The following is a 25,603-nucleotide window of genomic DNA, read 5'->3' as shown; positions in this document are numbered from 1 at the left end:
AAAGCCAGCTAATCGCTGGCTTTTTTGTATTGGTTTGAAGCGTTACTAACTGGGAGCCGCAACGATCGATTGTTGTAGCTTTTTCACTTCTACAATCTTTACAGAGATGGTATCACCCACGCTATATTGTTTGTCTTTAGTGGATAAACGGCCCAACTCACTTTCGATGGTGAGTTCTTCATCTTTACCCGCAAGCTTGGTTTTTGGAACAAAAGCCGAGGCACCACTGTCAACTAGACGAATGTTAAGGCCACCACGGTTTATATTGCTAATTTCTGCCAACAAACATGTATTTGGATCTTGTTCTGCGAAATACTCGCAATACAAGTAGTTGGCCATTTCTCGTTCAGCAAACTTTTGCTTCTTGCGATTATCACTTAGATGTTCGGATAGCTCTTCAGATAATGGTGAAGTAGGTGTTTCACCATTAATCACTGATTTAATAAGGCGATGATTCAACAGGTCGCTGTATTTTCTTATTGGAGAGGTCCAAGTCGCATATTTAGCTTCACCTAAACCAAAGTGGGGCAAACACTTTTCATTGTAAACACCAAAATTAAAGTGGCGTTTTACCAACTGATCTAAGCATTTATCGCCGGTTGCTGCGATGGTTCTTCTAAGTTGGCAGAAGTAGTCGAGGTCATTGAGCTTTTCTCGCTCTACAGGTAACTCAAACTTGGCCAATAGCTCTACTAGCCCGTCTAGCTTCTCTTCTTTAAAACCAGAATGACATGCAAACACCCCAAAGCCGAGTTTTTCATCTAGGAAACGTCCGCCACAAATGTTGGCTGCCACCATTGCTTCTTCAATCATGCGGTTTGCACTGCGACGAGATTGGCGAAGAATATCGATAACTTGACCTTTATTATCTAAGACAAACTCGTAGTCTGCTTGATCGCCAAATACCGAGGTGTTCTCTGCGCGCCATTGATTACGTTGCTCACTAAACAAGTTAAGTTGTTGTAAAGCTTCAGCTAGCTCAGCGTTTGATTCGAGTTCAGTGGCTTTTTGCTCTATAAAGTCCGACACCTGATTGTAGTTTAGGCGATGTTTGGACTGAACAGTGGCTAAGTAAAACTCAGCATTTTCTTGTAACTCACCATCAAGTCCAATCAGCATTTCACATACTAAGGCTGGACGAACTTGATCTGCTACTAGCGAGCAATGTTCGTTAGCCAATTTACTTGGCATCATCGGCACAGTGCGTGCTGGTAAGTACAAAGTGAATGCTCGTTGTTTGGCTGCTTTTTCAAGTTCGCTTTCACTGTTAATGTAAGCACTCGGATCCGCTATAGCGACCTTTAGCTTCCAATGTTCTGCTTCGCGCGTGATTGAGACTGCATCATCCATATCTTTGGTATTTTCACCGTCGATAGTGAAAAACAACTCGTTGGTTAGATCACGACGCTCAACTTCTTGATCAATAATCGCCAGGTCTTCAGTGAGTTCAGGCTGGTCCCAAGCTAATTGGTGCTTTTTAGTAGTGGCTTTCCATCGGGCAAAGTTATCGTCACTTTCTGCGATAAACTCGAAGATCTCGGCTTGGAAGTGTTGTTCTTTAAGTGCGTGTTTAACCAGTCTAGCTAACACCCAATCACCTTGTTTGATTGAGAATCCACTATCTTTTATCACTTTTGCACTTAATAACTGGTTGATCAATGGATGGTCAACCTGCAGCTTAGTGCGTTTATCAACAAACTTTACACGGGCCACAAAGGTATCTAAAGCGGCTTCCACTAGTGTTTCTGGCTCTGCTGCTTCTTTACCGTTATTTTCGCGAATAGCAGCGCTAATCCGATCGCCGTGAATTAGCTTTTTCATCATTGGAGGAGAGATGAAATAGCTTTTTTTGTTGTCTGTTTGAAGGAAACCGAAGTTCTTCTCAGTAGCTTTTACTACACCTTCAACAGTGGGAATGGTCTCTCTAATTTGCTGCTTTAGTTGAGCCAATAGAGGGTTATCTTTAAGCATAAAGGCTTCCATTTTTTATCGTGAAAGCACTATACCCAAAGGTTTATCGCTATTCTAGCGAAACAGTACTGGTTTATTGGGTTTGGCTCGAGCTAAACTAAAAACAAATCAGTAACGACTAAAGAGCAGGGATGAGTAAAGATCAAGAAAAGCATCAGCAACGACAGGAAAAGTTGAAAGCAAGTGTGGATGCTAAAGTTGAAGATGCACAGATTGAAAAGGGCTTAGTGCTGGTTATTACCGGTAATGGTAAGGGTAAATCGACGGCTGGTTTTGGCAATGTTGCGCGTGCTACTGGGCATGGTTACAAAGCAACGGTGGCGCAATTTATTAAAGGCGGCTGGGAATGCGGAGAACGCAACCTTCTGCAAAACAACGGAGTAGAGTTTGCCACTATGGCAACAGGGTTTACCTGGGAGACTCAAAGCCGAGAACTTGATACCCAAGCTGCGCAAGAAGTATGGCAACGTTGTAAGCAGTGGCTGGCTGATCCATCAATCTATTTGGTGTTGTTGGACGAGATTACTTACATGTTAAGTTATGACTACCTAGATGTTGAAGAGGTTGTTGAAGCAATTAAGCAGCGACCTGCAGAACAAACGGTAGTGGTAACTGGCCGTGCATGTCATCGCAAAGTGCTTGATATTGCAGACACCATTTCTGAAGTAAAAAATGTTAAGCATGCTTTTGAATCAGGAATTAAAGCTCGTCAGGGTATTGATTGGTAAATTTCTAAAGTGGCTTTAGGGCCACTTTCTCACCTGTTTTTAAATATACGAAAGTATTTTCCGATTATTTTCTTTCTATTAGAAAATTAATCTAAAATTCGTCTTATCTATTAGAACTGCGCCAACCTTTTCTACAAACATATTTGTACGCTGTATCAAACGCACTTAGCCGAGATATTCCATGAAACAGTGGCAACAATACATAGACTTAGTTCAATCTGAAGTGGTACCTGCATTAGGTTGCACCGAACCCGTTACTGTTGCGCTTGCTAGCGCTAAAGCTGCGGAATTACTTGGCGGTTTACCTGACTCTATTCAAGTTAAGGTAACTCCAAATCTTTACAAGAATGGCATGGGAGTATTTGTACCAGGCACTAGTAAGGCTGGTTTACCTATCGCTGCTGCTGTAGGTGCGACAGCTGGAGATGCGAGTAGAGGTTTGGAAGTACTGGCGACAATCTCGGAAGAAGCGCTTCGCAAGGCAAATCAAATGCTGAGTAAACGCCAAGTTAGTGTATCAATGGTAAGCAATGATGATGTGTTGTATACGGTGGTAAATGCTAGTCGCAATCAAGATAAGGTTGAGGTTTGCATAGCAAAGTCACATACCCGTTTTGAATACATCGTAAAGAATGGAGCAGTAGTACAGCAAGCCAAAGCTGTACAATGTGTTCAAACCACTGAAACGAACCACATTAAGCTTTCAATAGAGCAGATCGTAGACTTTGTTGAAAACGTGCCACTTACACAGATTGCCTTTATTAAACGTGCCGCTAGCTTAAACCGAGCGTTAGCTGAGACTGGGTTGTCGGGGAACTATGGCTTAGCGCTAGGCGCTAGTTTACAAGCGCAAGTAGAGCAGGGGCTACTTGCCGATGATTTAATAAATCGTGCAATGCGTTTGGGTGCGGCGGCATCAGATGCTCGAATGGGCGGAGCGCAACAAGCGGCAATGAGTAACTCGGGTAGCGGGAATCAAGGAATAGCTGCAACCATGCCGGTTGTGGCTTATGCAGAAATAAAGCAGCTAGATGATGATGCTTTTGTTCGTGCTTTAATGCTAAGCCACTTGGTTGCTATTTACGTTAAGTCGAAGCAAAACAAATTGTCAGCCTTGTGTGCTGCCACCACCGCTGCTATGGGCGCTAGTGCAGCACTCACTTGGTTGATGGGAGGTAAGTTGGCTGCAATTCATCGTGCAATTAACTCCATGGTTGGAGATGTTTCCGGGGTGTTTTGCGATGGCGCTAAAGCTGGTTGTGCAATGAAGGTATCAACTGGAGCCAGTAGTGCGGTTAAGTCTGCCATTCTCGCCGTTGCAGGTAGTAGCGTATCGGCTCAGCAAGGAATTGTGTTTGAATCAGCCGATGATAGTATTGCTCAGCTCGGAATTATGTCTAAAACCGCCATGCTTTCTACGGATGAAGCCATTATCGCTACGATGCAGAACAAGCAGGCTAGCTAAGCTTGTCAGTTAAAGGCTAATGGAACCCAAGCTTTGCTTTGAGATGGCGCTTTTGCTAATAAGATTTGCTAGTCTTAAACAATGAATTTATGGCACTTATTCCCAACACAATTATTAGCAATTGAGCAAATACTGCTAATGCCGTATTTGCTTATTCCTGCCTATGGTTATTTAATTTTCGTGGCAGTTTTTAAAGCAAACCTTCGTAGGCCTTTAATCGTTTTTCTGTTGCTCTCCGGATTGACTAGTGCGTTGATGGTCTTCAGCTTTGGTCCGAATATGGGAAAAATTGTACCGCCTTTAATGCTAATAGCGGTGGTATTGTTTCCTGTTTATCGGCTCATTCGGTCATTTCGACAGCCAGATGTTAGCGCCAAATGGCTTTGGTTTATCGCTATTATAGCCGGGCTGGTGCATAGTCTTAGTTGGGCACTTTGGTTTGTCGCTATGGCTAATGCTTAATGAGTGACAAATTGCGTTTGCAGGGCATCCATGGCTAGTTGAACTTTCTGCTTTTCGTTGGGGTTAACTTTATGTACCAAACTAAGCTCAAAGGGATAACTGTATTCATTGGGTTTTATTAAGCGAATGGTTTGCTGGTCAATATAGGGCTGCGCTTCACTTAAGGGTAAATAGCCAATGTAAGCACCAGATAGTATTAGGGCTAACCGGCTGTCGAATTGGTATCCCTTAGCGCCAAAGTTAAGTTGCTGAAGTTGAGCTCGTCCTTTAGGGTTTAGTTCAATACTAGGGTGAATCGCGGCATGTTTAGCTAGTAGCTCCGGATCTATATCAGCATCGAGAGTGCCGAATAACGGAGATTGCTTGCTGGCACACAAATATATAGATTCACTAAACACTACTTCACTCAAAAGCCCGTCAATGCTTCGGTAAGCGGGGTAAAACCCAACATGAGCTTGGTTGTTGATCAAGGCTGACTCAATGTTTGCTACCGATTCCATGTTAAGTGATATACAAAGTCTTGGTGCTTGCTGTTTAATTGCAGTCACTGCCTTGGCTATGTTTTCAATACTCCTGTGATCAAGCAGATCGGAATAAAGGATAACAAGCTCGCCAGTAAGAGGTTTACCCAAGTTATCTACCAGCGATGCAAACTCTTGAATAGATGAAAACAGCTGCAGGCAAGCCTGATAAACAGTCTGGCCTCGCTCGGTAAGGGCAAAACCGGCTCTGCCTCTAACACATAACTTAATGTTCATTCTGCTTTCAAGGCTAGACATATGAACACTAATGGTTGAACGAGTGATCCCTAAACTATGTTCGGCAGCTGCGAAGCCGCCATGTTCAACTACTGCCTTAAATACTCTTAACAAGCGCAAATCATATTCACTAAGCTGTTTGCCGGATAACGGATCTAACATAGTTTTATATATACCAAACTAAAGTTTTATTGTTTGATATTTAACATCGTTTTAGATTGGTATTCAATGGACTAAAACAAGTTACAAGGGAAGTGAGCACAAATGGAAGCGATTCAATACTCAAGTTTGATAAAAACACAGTCTTACATCAATGGCTGTTGGCATGCTTCTCAGCAGCGTTTTTCAGTACGCAATCCGGCTAATCAGCAATGCTTGCTTGAGGTAGACGACTGCGGCTTGCAAGGTGTTGAATTGGCAATTAAAGCCGCTAAGGCAGCTCAAAAGGCGTGGGCTGCTAAATCAGCCAATGAGCGGGGCAATTTGCTGAGAAAATGGTATCAACTGATTATGCAGCATCAAGACGATTTAGCGAGCATTCTCACCCAAGAGCAAGGTAAGCCCCTAGCAGAAGCAAAGGGAGAAATAGCTTATGGTGCCGCTTTCTTAGACTGGTTTGCTGAAGAAGGTAAACGCTGTTACGGCGATGTAATACCAGCGCCAGCTGGTGACAAACGTATTGTTGTGCTTAAGCAAGCTGTGGGTGTGGTGGCTGCAGTAACGCCTTGGAATTTTCCTAACGCCATGATTGCACGAAAAGCTGCAGCAGCCTTAGCCGCAGGTTGTACTTTTGTGGTTCGTCCAGCTCAGCTTACCCCAATCTCGGCGCTAGCGTTGGCGCAATTGGCAGAAGAAGCCGGCATTCCTCCGGGTGTGTTTAATGTAGTTGTAGGTGAAGATGCAAGGGGCATGGGCAAGTTACTAACCGAAAGCCCAGATGTGGCCAAGTTTACCTTTACTGGCTCCACGGCGGTGGGCAAACAGTTGATAGCTCAATGTGCGAGTACGGTTAAAAAAGTATCTATGGAGTTAGGAGGAAACGCGCCATTTATTGTATTTGATGACGCCGATATCGATGCAGCGGTGCAAGGAGCAATAGCTTCAAAATACCGAAATGCTGGTCAAACATGTGTGTGTGCTAACCGCTTTCTGGTTCAAAAGGGTGTTTATCAACAATTTAGCGAAAAGCTGGCAGAGGCACTAGCAAAACTCAAAGTGGGTGATGGGATGCAATCAAATGTCGATATAGGCCCAATGATAAGTGAGCAAGCGAAAGAAGCCGTGCATGAATTGGTGGTTGATTCACAGAAAGCCGGCGCAAAGGTTATTTATGGCGGGCAAGCTCATCAGGCGGGTAAACAGTTTTATCAACCCACCATTATGACTCAGGTAAGCAACGATATGCCGATTGCCAAAAATGAAATATTTGGCCCTGTAGCACCACTAATTATGTTTGATACAGAAGAGCAAGCCATAGCCTTGGCCAATGATACTGAATATGGCTTAGCAGCTTATTTTTATACCAGAGATATTGGTCGAGTTTGGCGTGTTGGCGAAGCGTTGGAATATGGCATGGTGGGCATAAACGAAGGGATTATCTCAAATGCAGCTGCACCCTTTGGCGGCGTTAAACAATCGGGTAACGGGCGAGAAGGCTCGCACTATGGTTTAGATGACTACACAGAGATTAAGTATTTGTGTATGGGCGGCGTAAACAGCTAACAATAGGAGACAGGGATGAATAACCAACAACTACAAGAAAGAAAACAAAGCGTTATTGCACGCGGCCAAGGCAATGTTTATCCAGTTTATGCTGAGCGAGCATTAAATGCAGAGCTGTGGGACGTAGAAGGTAAGCGCTATATAGATTTTGCCACTGGTATTGCTGTATGTAATACCGGCCATAGCCACCCAAAAGTTGTGGCAGCAGCAAAACAGCAACTGGATAAGTTTAGTCATACTTGTGTAATGATTAATCCTTACGAGAGCGCTGTAGATTTAGCAGAAAAGCTTGTAGCTATTGCGCCAGGTGATAGCGATAAAAAGGCCATGTTTGTAACCACCGGGGCAGAAGCGGTCGAAAATGCGGTTAAAATCGCACGCGCTGCTACTGGGCGTCGCGGGGTTATTGCGTTTAATGGTGGTTTCCATGGTAGAACAAATTTTACTATGGCGTTAACCGGAAAAATTACGCCTTACAAACATCAATTTGGCCCCTTTGCCGGAGACATTTATCACGCCCCGTACCCTATGCAAATGCACGGTATAAGCAGTGAGCAAAGCCTGCAAGCACTCAACAACATCTTTAAAGTAGATATCGCTGCAGAAGATGTAGCGGCATTAATCGTTGAGCCTATCCAAGGTGAGGGTGGTTTTTATCCTGCTCCTAAAGAATTCTTACAGGCACTTAGAGCGCTTTGTGACCAACACGGTATCGTTTTAATCATGGATGAAATCCAAACAGGTTTTGGAAGAACCGGCAAAATGTTTAATTGCGAGTATGCCGAAGTTGAGCCTGATTTGATTACCATGGCAAAAGGCATTGCTGGCGGCTTTCCTTTGTCGGCGGTGGTTGGGAAATCATCAATCATGGATGCTCCTTTACCTGGCGGATTGGGTGGTACCTACGGTGGCTCACCGGTAGCGTGTAGCGCGGCTTTAGCGGTTCTTGATGTGATTGAAGAGCAAAATTTGATGGCGCGTGCTAATCAAATTGGCCAACAGTTTGGTGAATATTTGCATTCCTTGCAGCAGCAATTTCCCGACCTGATTGGCGACATTCGAATTTCAGGGGCGATGATTGCCATGGAGCTCATCGAAGATGGCGATGTAACTCGCGCCAATACTGCATTAACTCAAGCGCTTATTGCCAATGCCGCAAATTATGGCCTTGTACTATTAGCCTGTGGTTTTTATGGGAATGTGATTCGCTTTCTACCAGCACTAACTATTGAGGATGAGATCGTTGATGAAGGCATGCAGCAGTTTTGTCGCTTATTTAAATCTTTAGCCGGTTAATTCAAAGCAAATTCAAACAAGTTAACTTAAAGCAGTGCTCACTAAGCGCTGCTTTTTTTGTTGTTTTAAAGCTATACAAGCGCTTGCTGCTTAGCTATGTTGTTATCTAAGGTCATGATTAAAAGCAATGTTTTGTGATAGCCTCGCTTTCCAAATTGCTTAAGTAATTAACGTTTTATAGGAAATAAAATGCCGCACCCTTTGCCAAATAGCCCGAGCACTTTACTTGTTTTACTAAGGTGGCTGTTATTGCTAATCCCCTTGGCCTTTGTGGTGGGTTCGTTAAACGCCTTGTTTTTATATTTGCTCGATTATGCTAGCCACACCCGAGCCGATAATCCTTACTTGTTGTACTTCTTGCCTTTAGCGGGCGTAGTGGTGGTTTTTATCTATCGCCGCTTTGGAAAAAACTCCGAATCAGGAAACAATCTCATCATTGATGAGATCCATCAACCTGGTGCAGGTATTCCTGCTCGTATGGCGCCTTTGGTACTTATTTCCACAGTAGTTACGCATCTGTTTGGTGGTTCTGCTGGTCGCGAAGGAACCGCCGTTCAAATTGGCGGAGCTTGTAGTGCCGCATACGGAAAGCTATTCAAACTTAGTGGTCGAGACTATCAGATTTTGCTTAGCGCAGGTGTAGCAGCTGGATTCTCCGCCTTATTTAGCACGCCTCTTGCTGCCACTATTTTTGCTATTGAAGTATTGGCGGTAGGTAGGATCCGCTTTGATTCAGTTATCCCTGCTTTATTTGCAGCGATATTGGCTGACTTAGTGTGTTCTGCTTGGGGCACGCCTCATACCCAATACAAAATCGATTTTCTGGAACACGTGATGTTGTTTGAGCATGTGGTTCATGTTGACTTGATCATGTTAGGTAAGGTGCTTATCGCCGCTGTAGCGTTTGGTATAACTGGTTACCTGTTTGGCGAAACGGTGTTTGTACTTAAAGATATATTTAAACACGTATTTAAGAACCCTTATTTGATAGCAGTAATTGGTGGACTGATAGTCATTGGTATTGTGAGTTTAATAGGCAATCAAGACTACATAGGCCTGGGAGTTAACAGTTATCGAGAAGGCGGGGTAAGTATCATTAGTGCCTTTAACGAAGGAGGAGCAGAGTGGTACAGCTGGATGCTTAAGTTATTACTAACGGCAATCACTCTTGCTGCTGGGTTCAAAGGCGGTGAAGTAACTCCATTGTTTTTCATCGGGGCTACCTTAGGTAACACTTTGGCGTGGATAATGGGCGCACCAGTAGATTTGTTTGCAGCAATTGGCTTTATTGCAGTGTTTGCCGCTGCTACCAATACGCCGTTAGCCTGTACCATTATGGGTGTTGAGTTGTTTGGCTCAGATCATCTACTGTATTTTGCGGTAGCTTGTTTTGTTGCCTATTACTTTAGCGGTCACACAGGTATTTATTCTGCGCAACGGGTGGCAGTACCAAAGTCTACAAACTTTGCGGCGCACGAAAAAACCTTGGGTGAAATTAGGGCGGCCAATAACCGTTTGGTGTCTTGGTTGAAAAAACGAAGCAAATAAATGCAAGCTAAAACGCGTCACTCATCTTTATTGGTATTGGCCATATTGTTATGGCCAAGTTTAGTGTTTGCTTACCCTGGCAACTTGACCACCCATTTTGAAGGTGAAGAGTTAAAAGCAACCGTCACCTCAAACACTGATCGGCCAATCCGTTGTCAGCTTTCAGCCGGTCCAGATATTGTGTGGATGGAGATTCAAGACAAACAAGAGAATTTTAAATTTGCCAAAGGCTATAAAACTCATCACCTTAGCTTGTATTGCAAGATTATCGAGCAGAAAACCAAAGCCAGGCCTTGGCGTTTAAACCCTTATAACACACCCATTCCTGAGTGGAATAAGGTCATCTTTCCAGATTAGCCATGGCAATCTTAAGCCATTTCCATAGCTTCTCGCTGAGCTTTAAATGGGCAGGGTGAGCCATCAATGACTAAATCACTTAGTCTCTCCGGTTTTGGAATATCTTTTTCATCAATATCGAGTTGGCTAGCCAGCAAGCGGCTAAACATTTGCCAGCTTTTTAGTTGGCAAAACTCTTCGGTTTCACCCGGGTAGGGTTTAGCTAACAGTGGCGCTAAGGTTGAAGAGGAGGTGGCAAAAATGGTTAGTAACCATTTTAGTTCGCCAATGTTGAAGTGTTTTACATATCCTTGCTTGTGGCATTCAATCACAAGGTCTTCAAGAATCTTTCGTACTTGATCATCTTCTTCTAAGAAATACTCAAACAATTCTTGTTCGTTATTTACTGCATCATTAAGCAGCCTAACCGGTTGAGGGTCGACTTGCAGTGCAGCTAAGATCTTAATTAGCAAATCAAACAACTGATGACGACAAGAAAGGCCATGTTCTTGCTCAGCAACCAATAAGTTTACGTAGGCTAAAAATTGCTGGTGCATGCAGTCACATATATGTTGCCAAATCTGTAGCTTAGAGCCGAAATGATGGCGGATAAGGGTATGAGACACACCTGCTTGTTCACTAATCGCGCGCAGTGATACAACGGCATAGCCTTTACTGGCAAAAAGATCTGCGGCTGCGATTAAAATCTTAGTGCGGGTTTCTTCTGCTACTTTGGCGCTTTGTCGTCCGGTGCGTTTTTCAGTCATCTTCTATAATTACTTAACTCGAATTCACAGTGCTTTTTAAACTAAGCGTAGTCTATCACAGATTTTACTTTCCATGTGGAAAGTAAAGCTTGATCGGCAAGCAAGTGATCAATATACTTTCCACATGGAAAGTATATATGACTGTTTGTTCAACTGGAGCAACTAATGAGAACAAATTTAACAAACAAAGCCGTTTGGCAGCGGCTTAGTTTTGTGGGCCTGATGATGCTGGTATTGCAAGCTTGCGAACCCGCTCACTCAGAGCCAGTTACTGAAATTGTAAAACCCGTGAAGTTATTGGAAGTGCCAGAAACGTTCAACGCTGTTGACTACAACTTTGTAGCGCAGGTTCAAGCAACAAGCCGAGCTCAATTGGCCTTTCAAGTATCAGGTGAAATACAGCAATTGAATGTAAGAATGGGGCAGTTTGTAAATAAAGGGGATTTACTTGCCGCTCTTGACCCTCATGATTTTCAATTGGCTGTTGATGCGCGTAAAGCTCAATTTGATTTGGAAAAAGCTCGTCGTACAAGATCTGAGCAGTTATTTGCTAAGAAGTTGATTTCTGAGGATAACTACGATCAAGTTCTTACTGCCTACACAGAAGCACAAGCTAATTTGGACCAAGCGGCCACTGATTTAGCCTACACCAAGCTTCATGCGCCGTTCTCTGGGGTTGTATCACTAACTTACGCAAAGCAATTCCAGTTTGCCGGTGCAAAACAGCCAGTGTTGAGTTTGTTGGGCGATGAGCAATTAGACTTAGTCTTTAACCTACCGGTTACCATTACCGAGCGCCTGAATTTAGCTGAACTACGTGAGGCAAAACTATGGGTGACCTTAGGAAACTTTAAAGGTGTCGAGTTACCCGCTCGGTTTAAAGAGATCTCTACCCAACCTGATCCCGATACCAATAGTTATACGGTGACCTTAACCATCATAAGGCCAGAGCACCTAAACATCTTACCTGGCATGTCTGGTGCGGTTTATGTGCGTAATGAGTCTGAAACCGATAACGGCTTAGCCTTACCTAAAGGTGCTTTCATCCAAATTGATGAGCAACAAGCACAAGTGTGGCGAGTGGTGCCTGAAACAATGCGAATAGAAGCCGTGGACGTACAACTAAATCAACAAGGTTTGGTTATTAAAGGTTTAGATGCCGGAGATAGCATTGTAGTTGCAGGCGCTAAATCGTTAAATGCTGGCCAGATAATACGGCCTTGGCAACGTGAAGGAGGTATTTAGAATGTTGTTAAGAATCCATACATTGGCTGCGCTAACCCTTACCACATTGCTTTCAGCTTGTAGTGAGCCGGTAGAAACTGTCACCGATAATGCCTTATCAGTATTAACTATTAGTATTAATGAGTCAGCAGCTCAGCCGGAACGAGAGTTTAATGCCCGCGTTGAGCCGGCAGAATTGACGCCTTTATCATTTCGTATTGCCGGCGAATTGACACAAATGTCGTTCAAGCCTGGTCAACACGTTAAAAAGGGTCAACTATTAGCTCAGCTTGATGATAGAAAGCTAAAACAACAAGTAGACGATGCCCAAGCAACGTTTAGTCTAGCCGAGCGCCAGCTAAACCGCGCTCAAGGCTTGGTAGGTAAAAGCTTATTGTCTCAAGAAGAATACGATGTGCTTAAAGCTAACTATGAGTTGGCAGGTGTTGATTATCAGTTGGCTAAAGCGCAGCTTAAATACAGCCAGTTACGCGCACCATTTGAAGGCCTAGTTGCAGAAGTGCCAAAGCAGTCTTTTGAAACAGTAACGCCTGGCGAGACCGCAGTATCTATTTACCAAGATGATTTAGTTTATGTTCGCTTGCAGTTGCCCGATAACTTGCTTGCTCAAATAGACCCAACGGAACGTAACTATAATTACCAACCTAAAGCTAAATATGCAGGTAACGATACACTTTACCCAATTACCTTTTTAGAGCATACCTCGGAGCCTAATCCCGAGACCCAAGCGTTTGAAGTATGGATGAGTATGCCACAAGTCGAGCCAGCTATTTTGCCGGGAACCTCTGTCACAATGTATGTTGATTTAGATGCGGCTGGCCTGGTCGGGCGCAGTGGATACTTGTTACCTATGACAGCATTAGATCCCGGCAATAACGATCAACAATTTTATGTATGGAAAGTGACTGAAGGGCGTGCCCAAAAGGTTGAAGTTCAAGTAGCACAAATACATACCAAAGGCGTGTTAGTAAGTGAAGGCTTAAGCCAAGGCGACCAAATCATTGTTTCAAGCTTAGCCAAGCTTAGAAATGGACTTTCTGTAACCACTAAATCTCAGGAGCAATAAGCGTGACTATTGCTGAATATTCGATAAAAAATAAAGTTATAAGCTGGATGTTTTTGGTCATTCTGGCGGTTGGTGGCGTAGTGTCTTTTGCTGACCTTGGGCGTTTGGAAGATCCCGCCTTTACAGTTAAAGATGCCATGGTTATTACCTCTTACCCTGGAGCTACATCTACAGAAGTAGAAGAAGAGCTGACCTATCCTCTAGAAAAGGCGATTCGCCAGTTGCCTTATTTAGACAAGGTAACCTCCACCTCATCGGCTGGTTTGTCGCAAATTATGGTGAGCATGAAGATGGACTATGGTCCTGATGAACTGCCGCAAATATGGGACGAGTTAAGACGTAAAGTAAATGATCTGGAGCCCTCGTTACCGCCAGGTGTAAATCCTGTTCAGGTTATGGACGACTTTGGTGATGTTTATGGCGTAATGTTAATGGTTACCGGTGAGAACTATTCTTACGTTGAGCTAAAGCGCTATGTTGATTACTTAACCCGCGAGCTAGAAGTAGTTGATGGCGTTGGGAAAATTAGCTTAGCGGGTGACCAACAAGAGCAATTATTTGTAGAAATGTCGCTTAAACGAGTGGCAGCGCTAAACTTAGATATGAACACTGTTGCTGGATTATTAGCCCAGCAAAATGCAGTGATTAGTGCAGGTGAGGTTACTGTTAACTCCCAAACGCTTACATTACGCCCAACCGGTGAATTAAATTCTATTGAAACCTTTGAAAACCTAATTATTCATGGTCGCGATACTGGAAATCTTATTCGCTTAAAAGACGTAGCTACCGTTACCCGTGATGTGCAGGAAGTACCCAGTAACTTGCTTAATTACAATGGCGAACCTGCACTAAACCTAGGTATTTCGTTTTCCTCTGGGGTTAACGTGGTTAAGGTGGGAGAGGCCGTAGACGCGCGTTTAGCCGAGCTTGAAAACATTAAACCTGCTGGGATTAAGATTCACACGCTTTACAATCAAGCCAAAGAAGTTGAGCAGTCGGTTAACGGTTTTGTGCTTAGTTTGGCCGAAGCGGTGGGTATCGTGATTGTGGTGCTGTTGTTTACCATGGGCTTGCGCAGCGGAGTGATCATTGGCGCTGTGTTGCTATTAACAGTGATGGGTACTTTCATATTGATGAGTATCTACGACATTGAATTGCAACGGATCTCGCTTGGCGCATTAATTATTGCGCTAGGTATGTTGGTCGACAATGCTATTGTAGTTGTTGAAGGTATTTTGGTTGGCATGCAACGAGGACGAACTAAAGTCCAAGCCGCTAAAGACATCGTAGAACAAACTAAGTGGCCGCTATTAGGCGCAACGGTGATTGCCATTGTTGCCTTTGCACCAATTGGCTTATCGCCCGATGCAACGGGTGAGTTTATGGGCTCACTGTTTTGGGTACTTTGTTTCTCACTCTTTTTGAGCTGGATTACCGCCATTACCTTAACGCCTTTTCTTGCTGACTTATTGTTGTCGTCTAAAACCAGCGAGAAACAACAAAACAATGATGATCCCTACAAAGGTGTTCTATTTGTTGTGTTTGGCCGTTTATTGAAGTTCTGTTTGCGCTTTAGAATGCTAACGGTAGCAGTGATGATAATGATGTTAGCTGGAGCATTTTACGGCTTTAGCCTAGTAAAGAACTCATTCTTTCCTCCATCAAATACGCCAATGTTCTACGTTGATATGTGGATGCCAGAAGGCACCGATATCCGTGATACCTACAAGGAAGTTCAAAAAGTAGAAGACTTTTTGTTAGACAAAGAGCAAGTAGAGTTTGTTACTTCTACAACTGGTCAAGGCTTGCAACGCTTTAGCCTTACTTACAGCCCAGAGAAAAGCTACGAAGCGTTTGCCCAGCTGCAAGTTCGAGTGGTTGACCGCGAACAAATGCTAGATCTGATGCGCGAGCTTGATACCAGTTTGCGTGATTCCTTTAGGCAAGTGAGCTTCCAGTTCCGATTAATGGAAATTGGTCCATCACCTGCCTCTAAGATTGAAGCGAGAATTATTGGTTCTGATCCGCAAGTACTTAGAGATATAGCCACTCAAGTTGAGGACATTTTTAATGCCGACTCTGGAGCGCGAAATATTCGCCATGATTGGCGCGAACGAACTAAAGACTTGCTGCCTCAGTTTAATGAGTCTCAAGCTCGCCGCTTAGGTATTTCTAAACAAGATTTGGCTGACACCTTACAAATGGCCTTTGGTGGAAGCGCTATCGGCTTGTTTAGAGATGGCACCGAGATGCTGCCAATTGTTGTTCGTTTACCAGAAGAAGAGCGGGTTGATTTTTCCACTGTACAAAACCTAAAGCTTTGGAGCCCAGCGCTGCAAACTTATGTGCCTATTCAACAAGTAGTGGATGACATTAGCTTAGATTGGGTTGAACCGCTTATTCAACGCCAGGACCGCAAGCGCACGCTAACGGTATTAGCAGACCATGACATCCTTGGCGATGAAACTGCGGCTAGTTTGTTTGGTCGTTTACGTCCTCAAGTTGAAGCTATCGCTTTACCTGTTGGTTATTCGATAGAGTGGGGTGGTGAGTACGAGTCATCAAACGATGCACAGGAAGCACTATTTAGCTCATTGCCAATGGGTTATCTGTTTATGTTCATCATTACGGTGTTTTTGTTTAACTCTATTCGCCAGCCTATTGTTATTTGGCTCACGGTGCCGTTGGCGGTAATTGGTGTGGCGATTGGCCTACTTGCAACCAACTCGGCATTTAGCTTTACCGCTTTGTTAGGCGTGTTGAGTTTAAGTGGTATGGTGTTGAAAAACGGCATTGTATTAATGGATCAAATCAACATTGAGACTCACTCAGGCAAAGACCCTTACCAAGCGGTAGTTGATAGCGCAATTAGCCGGGTAAGGCCGGTGAGTATGGCAGCATTAACCACGATATTGGGTATGATGCCTTTAGTATTTGATGCCTTCTTTGGCTCAATGGCGGTAACCATTATGTTCGGTCTTGGTTTTGCTACAGTGTTAACTCTAGTGATTGTTCCGGTATTGTATGCCTTGTTTTATCGAATAAAACCTAGCGAAGCATAAATGAAAAGGGCGCAATTAGCGCCCTTTTTACTATCTGTAATATTTAGACTAAATACACTTGAATGTTATTCTCTTGAAGCAGTTCAATCATCGCCTTATCGGCGTTTTCTCCGGTAATCACAATATCTATCTCATCTAAACTAAACAGCGATAACCCTCCAAATACGCCCACTTTATCTGCCGATACCATCGCGACAACCTTGTCGGCGTATTGCAGCATCTTCTTTTCTTCCATAAAGGTAAGTAAGGCAGACTTAGTTAAACCCGCTTCGGTAAGGCCGTCGCCGCTTACTATTAAATAGCGCCCCTGATACGAAGTATGGTTATCTGGAGAGACTAATAGGCTTTGGCTTTTAATGTACTGTCCACCCAAAACAACTAGGTGAGGGTAGCTCTGTGAAATCAAATAAGTAAGCAAAGGCAGGTAGTTAGAGTAAACATGCACATGAGTATCAGTTAAATATTTCCCCATTAAGAAAGGGATCAGCCCTTCACCAACAAAAATGTTGTCTCTTACTTCACACAAGTCTACTGCTTTACGCGCAATGCGGTCTGACTCTTCATAGTTTTCATAGTCAGATATGTTCGGATAAAACCCCACCATACCGGGTGAACTAACTACATTGGGCGAGAGTATCTTCTCGGCGCCGTTACGTATCTTTTTTAATTTTCCTTGGGTATCTAGGTCGATAATGTCGCGGCGAACTGTCGCAGGAGAGCAATCTAGAAGCTCTACTAATTGTTGAACACTGGCCACAGTATTCTCTTGGAGGTGGTCTAAAATTCTATTATGACGAAGCTTGGCTGGCATTTGAAAACTCTTGAAATCTTCTTGATTAAAAAAGATTGTAGTTGATTACGATTTGAAAACTTTTACCCCGATCACAGAGTTTTTGATTACAAATGATTGCCTATGAATAGTTATGACTATAAAAATGCGAGTGTTGCTGTTTTGTTAAAGCCAATCGTTATATGACGTCAAATCTAATCACCTTCTTTGACACATAAATTTCACTTTCTATACTCGGTTTAACGTGATGCGAGGGATAACAATGAATCAGGATCTGATAACAAAACAAAGCATATTGCTCGACTTTGAAGCTGAGTCTAAAGATGAAGCTTTATACAGCATATGTGCTCAATTGTTTTTGTTACGCAAAACCACAGACCCAACCGGCTTATATAACGACATTATCAAACGCGAGAACATTGTTAGTACATTTGCCGGGCAACATACTGCTATTCCCCACGTAATTACCCAACACATCAATGAACCGGTGTTGTGTTTCGTTCGAGTAAAGAGTGATGAGTTTTACTGGAATGAAGAGGATGAGGATGTTCGCATCATCTTCTTGCTTGCTGTACCTCTAAAAGAAAATTTAAAAAAGCTTAGAGAGTCTCAGTCATATGTATTTTCGTCGATTGCTCAATTAATGACAGATCCTTCGATGATAGAACTATGGCTAACAACAAATGAAGAGCGAGTGATACTCGACAGCTTGAACTTGGCCTTTGAGTCAAATTTCAAAGCAACTACGAGCATAAAGGAATAAGGAGTTAGACTAATGTCTGCTAACAATTTAAAGGTTGGCGTTCAGTCAATCGGACGTTTTTTGAGTGCGATGGTTATGCCAAATATCGGGGCATTTATCGCGTGGGGTTTAATTACAGCTTTATTCATCCCAACAGGGTGGTTACCTAACGAGAGTTTGGCCGCCTTAGTTGGACCAATGATCTTGTATTTACTACCTCTACTGATTGGTTACACCGGCGGTAAAATTGTCGGCGGAGATCGCGGAGCTGTTGCCGGTGCCGTGACCACCATGGGTGTTATTGTGGGAACCGACATCCCCATGTTTATGGGCGCGATGATAGTAGGTCCGCTGGGTGGTCTTGCTATCTCTAAGTTTGATACTTGGGTGCATGGTAAAATTAAACCGGGTTTTGAGATGTTGGTAAACAACTTCTCGCTTGGGATCATCGGTATGATCATGGCAATGGTTGCTTATGTGATTATTGGCCCTGTGGTTTCGGTGCTAACTACCGCGTTAGGCGATGGTGTGGGCTGGATTGTAGACCGTTCTTTATTGCCGCTAGTATCGATTATTGTTGAGCCAGCTAAGATCTTGTTCTTGAATAATGCAATTAACCACGGCGTATTTACTCCACTTGGTGCTGAGCAATCTGCTGAAGTTGGCGCTTCTATTTTCTATCTTATCGAGACTAACCCTGGTCCTGGTTTAGGCATTTTGCTTGCCTACATGGTTGTAGGTAAAGGTACTGCTCAAAAATCAGCGTATGGTGCATCTATTATCCACTTCTTTGGTGGTATCCACGAAATTTACTTCCCATACATCTTAATGAAGCCACGCTTAATCATCGCGGTAATTGCTGGTGGTATGGCAGGCGTTGCTTTCAATATGATTACTGGTAATGCCTTAGTAGGTCCACCATCTCCAGGTTCGGTATTTGCCTTAGTGCTTATGTCTACTGGTGGTATGGGTATCTTGCTAACCCTAGGTTCCATTGCTGTTGCAGCAACAACTTCATTCCTAGTTGCATCGGTGATTATTCGTCGAGACTCATCAGAGACTGATGACTTAGAAGCAGCGCAAGCAGCGGTTGATGCCAACAAAGCAGAATCAAAAGGTCAAATCCCTGCAGGTGCTAGCGCTTCAATCGCTGCCGGCGGTGAAGTGAAATCTATTGTTGTTGCTTGTGATGCAGGTATGGGCTCATCAGCCATGGGCGCCACAGTGCTAAGAGGCAAGATTAAAGATGCAGGCTTAGATATCAATGTCACCAATTCAGCCATCAACGATTTGCATGATGCCGACATTGTAATTACTCAACAAGAGTTGTCCGCCAGAGCTAAAGAGAAGTTACCTAGTGCCCGTCACGTGAGCATCGGAAACTTCATGGATGCAAGCTTCTACGACAAGTTGGTCGCAAGCCTTAAAGCCTAAGCTTAGTCATTCATTAGGTAGCGCCTACAGCACAGCAGTATCGCTGTAGGCCGCATCTTTATTAACCATTTACGTCAAATTGCCCAGCCTACGCGGCAAGGTGTTTTGCTAAATCAACAAAACGAGATAAGCATGTCCTTTTTTAAAAGTTTATTCGCTTCCAGTGAGAAAGAGACAGAGGTTGCCTCTCAACCAGAATTGGTGCAGTCAGCCACTATTGAGCAGCCAGTTGCTGCTAAAAAAGAGCCAGATTCGCTACAGGTGGAAACTAAGCAAATCTTTCTAAATCAAAATTTTAATAGCAAAGAACAAGTATTGCGTTTTGTGTCTGAACAAATGTTGGCACTAGGTTTAGTAAACGCCGATTACTTTGACGCTTTGCAAGCAAGAGAAAACAAAGTAAGTACCTATTTAATTAACGGCGTGGCTATTCCCCATGGCGTTAACGAAGCAAAACCCCTAGTTGCGCAAAGTGGTGTGGTTATTGTGCAAATTCCCCAGGGGATCAGTTGGAATGACAACGGCGATAGTGTGAAACTTGTTGTCGGCATTGCAGCTAAAGGCGAAGACCATCTTAGTCTTTTACAAACCCTAACTACGGTTGTAATGGATGAGGCTTTGTCTGCTCAACTAGCATCTACAGACAATAAGTTCGACATTATTAACGCATTAGGAGCTGGTGCTTCGGCAGAGGCTGTGGTTGAAGATGATTTTGCTATTAGCCAAAGTGCTCTCATTGTGGATGAAGCGGGTATGCATGCTCGCCCAGCAAGTTTGCTTAGTGAACAAGCGGCCAGTTTTGCCAATACTCAAATCCGCATTCGAAACGGTGAGCAATCTGCCAATGCAAAATCTATGGCTGCATTATTGGCCATGGGCGCAAAATTGGGAGATTCAGTAGTTGTTTCTGCCGAAGGTGAGCAAGCCGAACAAGCGGTTCAGCTATTGGCAGACATGATCAAAGCGGGCCTAGATAGTGAAGAAGATAACGCTAATGCAGAGTTTAATCCTTTAGCGGGCTTGCCAGCTTTAGCCAATGCCACTGGTGATGCGGTGTTGCAGGGGATGGCAGCCTCACCGGGCATTGCCGCTGCTCCTATATTTGTACTGCGTGCCTCAAACATTAATGTTGAGCAGCAAGGCAGTGGCGAAAGTAATGAAAAGCAAGCACTACAAGAAGCGCTAAGTAAAGCCGCTGAACAAAGCGACGAGTTACATAACAAGCTGTTAGAAAAAGCCCCACAAGAGGCCGCTATTTTAAAAGCGCAAAAGCAGCTACTAAGCGACGAAGCCATAAATCAAGAATGCTTGCAATACATAGAGCAAGGCAACAGCGCTGCTTGGTCTTGGCAACAAGCCTTAACGTCACAAATTGATGCTTTATCTAAAGTTGAAGACGAGCGACTAAAGGCACGTATAGCCGACCTAAATGATGTAAGCCAGCGTGTTATCGCCATTCTTACCTCAGCTGAAACACTAAGTTTCCCTGATGAAGAGTTCATTTTGTTGGCAAAAGATCTTTCACCTTCGCAAACTGCTGGCTTAGAAGGCAAAGCGGTAAAAGCCATTGCTACCGAGTTAGGTGGACCTAACAGTCATATGGCGATTTTAGCGCGCGGCTTGGGTATTCCTGCAGTGGTTGGCGTTGGCGCTGGCAAGTTGTGCGAAGTGGCAGACCAACAAATGGCAGTGGTCGATCCGCAAAGTGCTAGCGTAGTGATTAACCCTAGTAGTGAAACACTAGAGCAAGCAAGCCAAAACATCGACACTTGGTTACAAATGCGTTTGGCCGAAGCAGAGCATCAACATGAACCTGCTGTAACTAAAGATGGCCGCCATATTGAGGTAGTTTGTAACATCGCTAAACCTAAAGATGCACCAAGTATCTTGGAAAATGGCGGAGAAGGCGCAGGCTTACTTAGAACCGAGTTTTTGTTTGAAGCTTCAAGCGAAGAACCTTCTATTGAGCAACAGATAGACGCACTTAAAAGCATCGCGAAAGAGCTTGGCGATCGCCAACTTGTTGTAAGAACAGCGGATATTGGTGGTGACAAACCGGTGTCGTGGATGGATATGCCGCACGAAGATAACCCGTTTTTAGGGGTTCGTGGCGTACGTTTATCGTTTAAACACCAAGACATGTTTGAACGTCAACTAGAAGCCATCTATCGCACAGCAATTTGGCAAGTAGAACAATTTGGTAAATCAGGGATCCACATTATGTTCCCAATGATCGCCAAAATGTCTGAATGGACCAAAGCCAAAGAAATGGCCGATAAAATTCGTGTGTCACTTAATGCACCTGAACTGCCCTTAGGCATTATGGTTGAAGTGCCATCTGCCGCTTTAGTGGCCGACACCTTAGCTAAACATGTCGATTTCTTCTCTATCGGTTCTAACGATTTAACCCAATACACCTTAGCGATGGACAGACTAAACCCGGAGTTGTGCTGTGAAGCTGACAGCTACCATCCAGGTTTGTTGAGGTTAATTTCTATGACCGTTAAAGCAGCCACTGCCAACGGTAAGTGGGTAGGGGTGTGCGGCAACATGGCTGCCGACCCTAACATTGCTTGTTTATTAGTGGGTATGGGGGTTCAAGAGCTGTCGGTAAGTCCAGCTAATGTTCCAGCAGTAAAAAACATCATTCGTTCGGTGTCTTACAGCAAGTTGCAGGCTAAAGCAGAAAAAGCCCTGCAAATGTGTAGCTCCGAAGCTGTCATGGCGATGTACAAAAACCATGATGATCTTATTTAGTAGAAAACAGAATATAAAGAGTAGGTATCAAGATGACTAGTCAATACGAAAAATATCAACAACTAGACCAAGCAACACCAAATACCACCAGCACTTGGAACATGTACGGCGCCGGTGTGGAAAACATTGGTAAAGATAATCAGCCAGAACTATTCAATGTACCTGAACCAGCAGATAACCAACTGCTAGTACGAGTTGACGCAGTAGGCCTGTGCTTTTCTGATGTTAAGTTAATTAACCAAGGTAGCTCGCACCCTAAACTGTACAACCGAGATTTACGCAAAGAACCAACGCGTTTGGGCCATGAAGCCACTCTCACGGTAGTTAAAGTGGGCGAAGGCCTTAGTGGTGAATACAAAGTGGGTGAGCGTTATGCGATGCAGCCAGATATTTACCAAAATGGTAAGAGTACCGCTTACGGTTACACGGTTCCTGGCGGCTTAACTCAGTATCACTTAATTGGGCCAGAAGTATTAGAAACTGATACAGGTTCATGTTTGCTTAAAGTGTCTGACGAATTAGGTTTTGCTGAAGCAGCGTTACTTGAACCTTGGGGATGTGTTTGGGCGTCTTATACCCAGCGTCGTCGCTTAGAGCCAAAACAAGGCGGTGTAATGTGGATCACTGGCCAAGCCGATGACCAAATAGCTTATGGTTTTTCTAAAGGCTTAGAAGCTCCTGCCACTGTAATTCTTAGCAACGTACCGGAAGCTTTTCGTCTTTTGGTAGAAAGCAAAGCTAAAAATGTGTTGATTCGCAACGACATTAACGCCGGCAACTTAGAACAAGCAGTTGCTGAGTTTACAGATGGCGTAGGCTTTGATGACATTGTGGTACTAGCGCCACAATCAGCCGATGAACTAACAAGTATTGCTAAACATGTTGCCCGTCGCGGTACCATGAATATGGTCGGTAAGAAACCAGTAGATGGTTTAGTAAATGCCGATGTTGGCCGTTTACATTACGACTACGTTGCCTTTATTGGTAATAATGGTGTAGATGTCGCCGACTCCTACGGGGAGCAGCGCAACCGCTGTGATTTAAGAAAAGATGGCTTTGCTGTTTTTGTTGGTGCCGGTGGCCCAATGGGTCAAATGCATGTTCAGCGCGCAATTGAGCTTAAAGACGGTCCTCGTCAAGTGATTGTGACCGACATTAACGACCAGCGTTTAGCTGAAATTGAAGCGCGTTTTGCTAGCTTAACCGAAAGCAACAACTGTGAATTGGTCACTTACAACCCAATTAACAACCCAGTGAGCCTGCCAGAATTTGTAGAGTCTCATAGTCAAGGCAAGTTGGCCGACGACGTAGTGGTGTGTGTACCAAATGCCGATATCATGGCCGAGTCAGCTACCTTTATGAAAGATGACGGCATGTTGGTATTGTTTGCTGGTGTTCCTAATGGCACCTTGGCACCGGTAGACTTTAGTTCTGTTTACCTTAGTAATGCCCAATACACGGGTACTTCAGGCTTAACAATTGAAGACCAAACAGTGGTGATGGATAACACTGTAGCGGGTAACATTGCTCCTGCCATTTGTGTAGCAGCTATTGGCGGTATGAATGTGGCTAAGGATGGTATTGAAGCTATGATTGATGCTAAATACCCAGGCAAGATCCTGATCTTCCCACAACTAGAAGATTTACCGCTATTAGGTTTAGATGAACTAGCTGAACAGTTACCTACTGTGGCAAACGCCTTAGGTAAAGGTAACACCTGGAACATTGCAGCCGAAAAAGCCTTGTTCGAAGCTTACTTATAAGGAATGACAATGATTTACACATTAACACTAAATCCAGCTGCTGATTTAGAGCTGCAAATAGATGAGTTTGCTTTTGATAGTGTAAGTCGTGCCAATCACTCACGCCTAGATTGCGGTGGAAAGGGCTTTAATGTATCTCGGATGCTTAAAAACCTTGGTGTAACAAGCACCGCAATGGGTTTTATTGGTGGCTTTACTGGTCAACGCCTAGCAAGCGAATTGAGTAAAATGGATATTAAAAGCCAATTTACTCAAATAGCAGGCGAAACCCGCACCAACGTTACCGTTGTGGAAGCGGGGAACAAGCGACATATTAAGGTGAATGAAGCGGGCCCAGAAGTTAGCCCAGAAGAGCTAAAAAGCTTAGTCGACCAAGTTAAACAAAACCTGCACGCAGGTGACTGGTGGGTATTAGGTGGCAGTTTACTTAAGGGCGTAAGAGCTAACTTTTATGCAGAGCTTATTACACTGATTGAAAATGCTGGCGCACATGCGGTATTAGACACCAGTGGAGAGGCTCTGCGAGAAGGGATTTTGGCTCAGCCAAGCTTAGTTAAACCTAACCTTGATGAAGCTCAAGAGCTATTGGGTTTAAGTAGCGAGGAGTTAAAACAAACTCAAGGCTGGACCCAAGCTTTACTCGCCATGGGACCTAAGAACTTAGTAGTGTCTCTGGGTAAAAAAGGCGCGCTAATGGCAAATGAACAGCAATGCGCCGAGTTTACCAGCCCGAGTATTGTTGAAGCTAACCCAATTGGGGCCGGAGATTCTATGGTGGCCGGGTTGGTTTGGCGCCTAAGTTTAGGCGAATCATTAGCTCAGGCTTTACCTTATGGCTTGGCTTGTGGCGCTGCATCCGCTAGCAGGCAGGGCACTGATTTAGGTTCACTTGATCAAGTAGAGCAACTTAGAAAAGAAATAAACTAAGTTTTAGAAGCTACAGCAAAAAGGCTTATCGAAAGATAAGCCTTTTTTATTGGGTTAATTGAAACTTACTTCAAGCTAAACGCTGCATCTATTTGTATCCTCCGGCTATTTCTGGTTCTACTTGATTTAGGGTAACTAAATTGCGTTGTATGGCTTCTTCTGGCAGCGGAATAAAACCGTACTTGCGCATTCTTTGTTGCGCTTCTTGAGTCTGAACATATTGAACAAACTGTTTAAATGCGGGGGCAGGGTAACTGCCGCTAGGTGCCAAATTTACGTACATATAGTAGACGTTGGCGAGGGGGTAACGACCCGACAAAATAGTTTCGTGGTTTAGGTCAAAATAGTCGCCGCTGGCATCAATTAGCTGCAGGGCTTTTGCTTGGTCGAAGTTGCTTTGATATAGGGTATAGGCGATAGCATTGGGCTGTTGGTTAAGGGTAGCTAAAAGTTGAGCTGCTTCAAGCTGCTTTACAGAGCTTTGTTGTTCGCCTTTGCAGGCAACGAGATCGGTAAACTTCTTGTGTTGCTTGAGTTCGTTTAAGCCTGCGTAAGTTTGTATCTGATCCTCGCTGGAGCTCAGTTTTAGTGCATTCCAGCTTGATGAGATGTTTGTGTCGTTACAAGCAAATAGTCTTGCTAGAGAGCGCATATCTATGGCGTTAACCGGATTCTCTGGGTGAACTAATATTGCTGCTGCATCAGAACTGAAAAACAGTTCGGTGGGTTGGTAACCATAACGCCTAACAAACTCGGCCATGTCG

General features: G+C 44.0%; 20 protein-coding genes. 15 read left to right on the top strand and 5 right to left on the bottom strand.

The window, feature by feature from the left end; all coding sequences use genetic code 11:
- Nucleotides 1–45 precede the first annotated feature (45 nt).
- Nucleotides 46–1,971 carry an exoribonuclease II gene (locus LQZ07_RS13885; RefSeq protein ID WP_194164192.1) on the bottom strand — a complete coding sequence of 642 codons (1,926 nt, stop codon included), beginning with the start codon at nt 1,969–1,971 and terminating at the stop codon, nt 46–48.
- A 131-nt stretch (nt 1,972–2,102) separates the two neighbouring features.
- Here LQZ07_RS13885 and cobO point away from each other — a divergent pair, with 131 nt between their 5' ends.
- The 3 genes from cobO (at nt 2,103) to LQZ07_RS13870 (ending at nt 4,626) form a co-directional block, all read left to right on the top strand.
- Nucleotides 2,103–2,699, top strand: coding sequence for a cob(I)yrinic acid a,c-diamide adenosyltransferase (gene cobO / locus LQZ07_RS13880; protein ID WP_152784734.1), 597 nt, complete (start codon nt 2,103–2,105; stop codon nt 2,697–2,699).
- A gap of 181 nt (nt 2,700–2,880) precedes the next feature.
- Nucleotides 2,881–4,164 carry a serine dehydratase subunit alpha family protein gene (locus LQZ07_RS13875; protein ID WP_152784736.1) on the top strand — a complete coding sequence of 428 codons (1,284 nt, stop codon included), beginning with the start codon at nt 2,881–2,883 and terminating at the stop codon, nt 4,162–4,164.
- 81 nt (nt 4,165–4,245) lie between these two features.
- The gene (locus LQZ07_RS13870; protein WP_152784738.1) at nt 4,246–4,626 is read left to right on the top strand and encodes a hypothetical protein; all 381 of its coding nucleotides are present in this window, start codon (nt 4,246–4,248) and stop codon (nt 4,624–4,626) included.
- On the opposite strand, the gene LQZ07_RS13865 is transcribed toward LQZ07_RS13870, so the two are convergent.
- Entirely contained in the window at nt 4,623–5,546 is a 924-nt protein-coding gene (locus LQZ07_RS13865) for a LysR family transcriptional regulator (RefSeq protein ID WP_152784740.1), read from the bottom strand. The two genes, LQZ07_RS13870 and LQZ07_RS13865, sit on opposite strands and share 4 nt — an antisense overlap.
- 102 nt (nt 5,547–5,648) lie before the next feature.
- Here LQZ07_RS13865 and LQZ07_RS13860 point away from each other — a divergent pair, with 102 nt between their 5' ends.
- From LQZ07_RS13860 to LQZ07_RS13845, 4 genes are all read left to right on the top strand, one after another.
- Nucleotides 5,649–7,106, top strand: a complete 1,458-nt coding sequence (locus LQZ07_RS13860) for an NAD-dependent succinate-semialdehyde dehydrogenase (protein ID WP_152784742.1) — start codon at nt 5,649–5,651, stop codon at nt 7,104–7,106.
- 15 nt (nt 7,107–7,121) lie between these two features.
- Nucleotides 7,122–8,402: a 4-aminobutyrate--2-oxoglutarate transaminase gene (gene gabT / locus LQZ07_RS13855; protein WP_152784743.1), complete on the top strand. Its 1,281-nt coding sequence runs from the start codon at nt 7,122–7,124 to the stop codon at nt 8,400–8,402.
- Between the two features lie 189 nt (nt 8,403–8,591).
- Nucleotides 8,592–9,950: a voltage-gated chloride channel family protein gene (locus tag LQZ07_RS13850; RefSeq protein ID WP_152784745.1), complete on the top strand. Its 1,359-nt coding sequence runs from the start codon at nt 8,592–8,594 to the stop codon at nt 9,948–9,950.
- Entirely contained in the window at nt 9,951–10,307 is a 357-nt protein-coding gene (locus LQZ07_RS13845) for a hypothetical protein (RefSeq protein WP_152784747.1), read from the top strand.
- 11 nt (nt 10,308–10,318) lie between these two features.
- On the opposite strand, the gene LQZ07_RS13840 is transcribed toward LQZ07_RS13845, so the two are convergent.
- The gene (locus tag LQZ07_RS13840; RefSeq protein WP_152784749.1) at nt 10,319–11,053 is read right to left on the bottom strand and encodes a TetR/AcrR family transcriptional regulator; all 735 of its coding nucleotides are present in this window, start codon (nt 11,051–11,053) and stop codon (nt 10,319–10,321) included.
- Nucleotides 11,054–11,218: 165 nt separating this feature from the next.
- Between LQZ07_RS13840 and LQZ07_RS13835 the strand changes: the two genes are divergently transcribed.
- Genes LQZ07_RS13835 through LQZ07_RS13825 form a run of 3 tightly spaced genes read left to right on the top strand, consistent with a single transcriptional unit; the run spans nt 11,219 to nt 16,426 of the window.
- Entirely contained in the window at nt 11,219–12,298 is a 1,080-nt protein-coding gene (locus LQZ07_RS13835) for an efflux RND transporter periplasmic adaptor subunit (RefSeq protein WP_016403314.1), read from the top strand.
- Between the two features lies 1 nt (nt 12,299).
- On the top strand, nt 12,300–13,364 hold the full coding sequence (locus tag LQZ07_RS13830; protein WP_152784751.1) for an efflux RND transporter periplasmic adaptor subunit: 1,065 nt from the start codon (nt 12,300–12,302) through the stop codon (nt 13,362–13,364).
- A 2-nt stretch (nt 13,365–13,366) separates the two neighbouring features.
- Nucleotides 13,367–16,426 carry an efflux RND transporter permease subunit gene (locus tag LQZ07_RS13825; RefSeq protein WP_249483146.1) on the top strand — a complete coding sequence of 1,020 codons (3,060 nt, stop codon included), beginning with the start codon at nt 13,367–13,369 and terminating at the stop codon, nt 16,424–16,426.
- Nucleotides 16,427–16,469: 43 nt separating this feature from the next.
- On the opposite strand, the gene LQZ07_RS13820 is transcribed toward LQZ07_RS13825, so the two are convergent.
- Nucleotides 16,470–17,237 (bottom strand): DeoR family transcriptional regulator, encoded by a 768-nt coding sequence (locus tag LQZ07_RS13820; protein WP_152784753.1) that lies wholly within the window; start codon nt 17,235–17,237, stop codon nt 16,470–16,472.
- A gap of 241 nt (nt 17,238–17,478) precedes the next feature.
- Here LQZ07_RS13820 and LQZ07_RS13815 point away from each other — a divergent pair, with 241 nt between their 5' ends.
- The 5 genes from LQZ07_RS13815 (at nt 17,479) to pfkB (ending at nt 24,839) form a co-directional block, all read left to right on the top strand.
- Nucleotides 17,479–17,979: a PTS sugar transporter subunit IIA gene (locus LQZ07_RS13815; RefSeq protein ID WP_016403309.1), complete on the top strand. Its 501-nt coding sequence runs from the start codon at nt 17,479–17,481 to the stop codon at nt 17,977–17,979.
- Nucleotides 17,980–17,991: 12 nt separating this feature from the next.
- Nucleotides 17,992–19,392 (top strand): PTS mannitol transporter subunit IICB, encoded by a 1,401-nt coding sequence (locus LQZ07_RS13810; protein ID WP_152784755.1) that lies wholly within the window; start codon nt 17,992–17,994, stop codon nt 19,390–19,392.
- Nucleotides 19,393–19,524: 132 nt separating this feature from the next.
- Entirely contained in the window at nt 19,525–22,149 is a 2,625-nt protein-coding gene (gene ptsP, locus LQZ07_RS13805; protein ID WP_227981574.1) for a phosphoenolpyruvate--protein phosphotransferase, read from the top strand.
- Between the two features lie 32 nt (nt 22,150–22,181).
- Entirely contained in the window at nt 22,182–23,912 is a 1,731-nt protein-coding gene (locus LQZ07_RS13800) for an alcohol dehydrogenase catalytic domain-containing protein (RefSeq protein WP_152784759.1), read from the top strand.
- 9 nt (nt 23,913–23,921) lie between these two features.
- On the top strand, nt 23,922–24,839 hold the full coding sequence (gene pfkB, locus LQZ07_RS13795; RefSeq protein WP_152784762.1) for a 1-phosphofructokinase: 918 nt from the start codon (nt 23,922–23,924) through the stop codon (nt 24,837–24,839).
- Nucleotides 24,840–24,927: 88 nt separating this feature from the next.
- Here the strand turns inward: pfkB and LQZ07_RS13790 are convergent, their stop codons facing one another.
- Nucleotides 24,928–25,599, bottom strand: a complete 672-nt coding sequence (locus LQZ07_RS13790) for a PstS family phosphate ABC transporter substrate-binding protein (RefSeq protein ID WP_152784764.1) — start codon at nt 25,597–25,599, stop codon at nt 24,928–24,930.
- Between the last annotated feature and the right edge of the window lie 4 nt (nt 25,600–25,603).

It is taken from the genome of Agarivorans sp. B2Z047, from assembly GCF_023373605.1.
Lineage (GTDB): Bacteria > Pseudomonadota > Gammaproteobacteria > Enterobacterales > Celerinatantimonadaceae > Agarivorans > Agarivorans albus.
This window is presented reverse-complemented; position numbering and strand designations above follow the sequence as displayed.

What these genes read in the sequence shown, in the direction of transcription:
- LQZ07_RS13885 (WP_194164192.1), bottom strand. Translation starts at nt 1,971, where the DNA reads ATGCTTAAAGATAACCCTCTATTGGCTCAACTAAAGCAGCAAATTAGA.
- cobO (WP_152784734.1), top strand. Translation starts at nt 2,103, where the DNA reads ATGAGTAAAGATCAAGAAAAGCATCAGCAACGACAGGAAAAGTTGAAA.
- LQZ07_RS13875 (WP_152784736.1), top strand. Translation starts at nt 2,881, where the DNA reads ATGAAACAGTGGCAACAATACATAGACTTAGTTCAATCTGAAGTGGTA.
- LQZ07_RS13870 (WP_152784738.1), top strand. Translation starts at nt 4,246, where the DNA reads ATGAATTTATGGCACTTATTCCCAACACAATTATTAGCAATTGAGCAA.
- LQZ07_RS13865 (WP_152784740.1), bottom strand. Translation starts at nt 5,546, where the DNA reads ATGTTAGATCCGTTATCCGGCAAACAGCTTAGTGAATATGATTTGCGC.
- LQZ07_RS13860 (WP_152784742.1), top strand. Translation starts at nt 5,649, where the DNA reads ATGGAAGCGATTCAATACTCAAGTTTGATAAAAACACAGTCTTACATC.
- gabT (WP_152784743.1), top strand. Translation starts at nt 7,122, where the DNA reads ATGAATAACCAACAACTACAAGAAAGAAAACAAAGCGTTATTGCACGC.
- LQZ07_RS13850 (WP_152784745.1), top strand. Translation starts at nt 8,592, where the DNA reads ATGCCGCACCCTTTGCCAAATAGCCCGAGCACTTTACTTGTTTTACTA.
- LQZ07_RS13845 (WP_152784747.1), top strand. Translation starts at nt 9,951, where the DNA reads ATGCAAGCTAAAACGCGTCACTCATCTTTATTGGTATTGGCCATATTG.
- LQZ07_RS13840 (WP_152784749.1), bottom strand. Translation starts at nt 11,053, where the DNA reads ATGACTGAAAAACGCACCGGACGACAAAGCGCCAAAGTAGCAGAAGAA.
- LQZ07_RS13835 (WP_016403314.1), top strand. Translation starts at nt 11,219, where the DNA reads ATGAGAACAAATTTAACAAACAAAGCCGTTTGGCAGCGGCTTAGTTTT.
- LQZ07_RS13830 (WP_152784751.1), top strand. Translation starts at nt 12,300, where the DNA reads ATGTTGTTAAGAATCCATACATTGGCTGCGCTAACCCTTACCACATTG.
- LQZ07_RS13820 (WP_152784753.1), bottom strand. Translation starts at nt 17,237, where the DNA reads ATGCCAGCCAAGCTTCGTCATAATAGAATTTTAGACCACCTCCAAGAG.
- LQZ07_RS13815 (WP_016403309.1), top strand. Translation starts at nt 17,479, where the DNA reads ATGAATCAGGATCTGATAACAAAACAAAGCATATTGCTCGACTTTGAA.
- LQZ07_RS13810 (WP_152784755.1), top strand. Translation starts at nt 17,992, where the DNA reads ATGTCTGCTAACAATTTAAAGGTTGGCGTTCAGTCAATCGGACGTTTT.
- ptsP (WP_227981574.1), top strand. Translation starts at nt 19,525, where the DNA reads ATGTCCTTTTTTAAAAGTTTATTCGCTTCCAGTGAGAAAGAGACAGAG.
- LQZ07_RS13800 (WP_152784759.1), top strand. Translation starts at nt 22,182, where the DNA reads ATGACTAGTCAATACGAAAAATATCAACAACTAGACCAAGCAACACCA.
- pfkB (WP_152784762.1), top strand. Translation starts at nt 23,922, where the DNA reads ATGATTTACACATTAACACTAAATCCAGCTGCTGATTTAGAGCTGCAA.
- LQZ07_RS13790 (WP_152784764.1), bottom strand. Translation starts at nt 25,599, where the DNA reads ATGGCCGAGTTTGTTAGGCGTTATGGTTACCAACCCACCGAACTGTTT.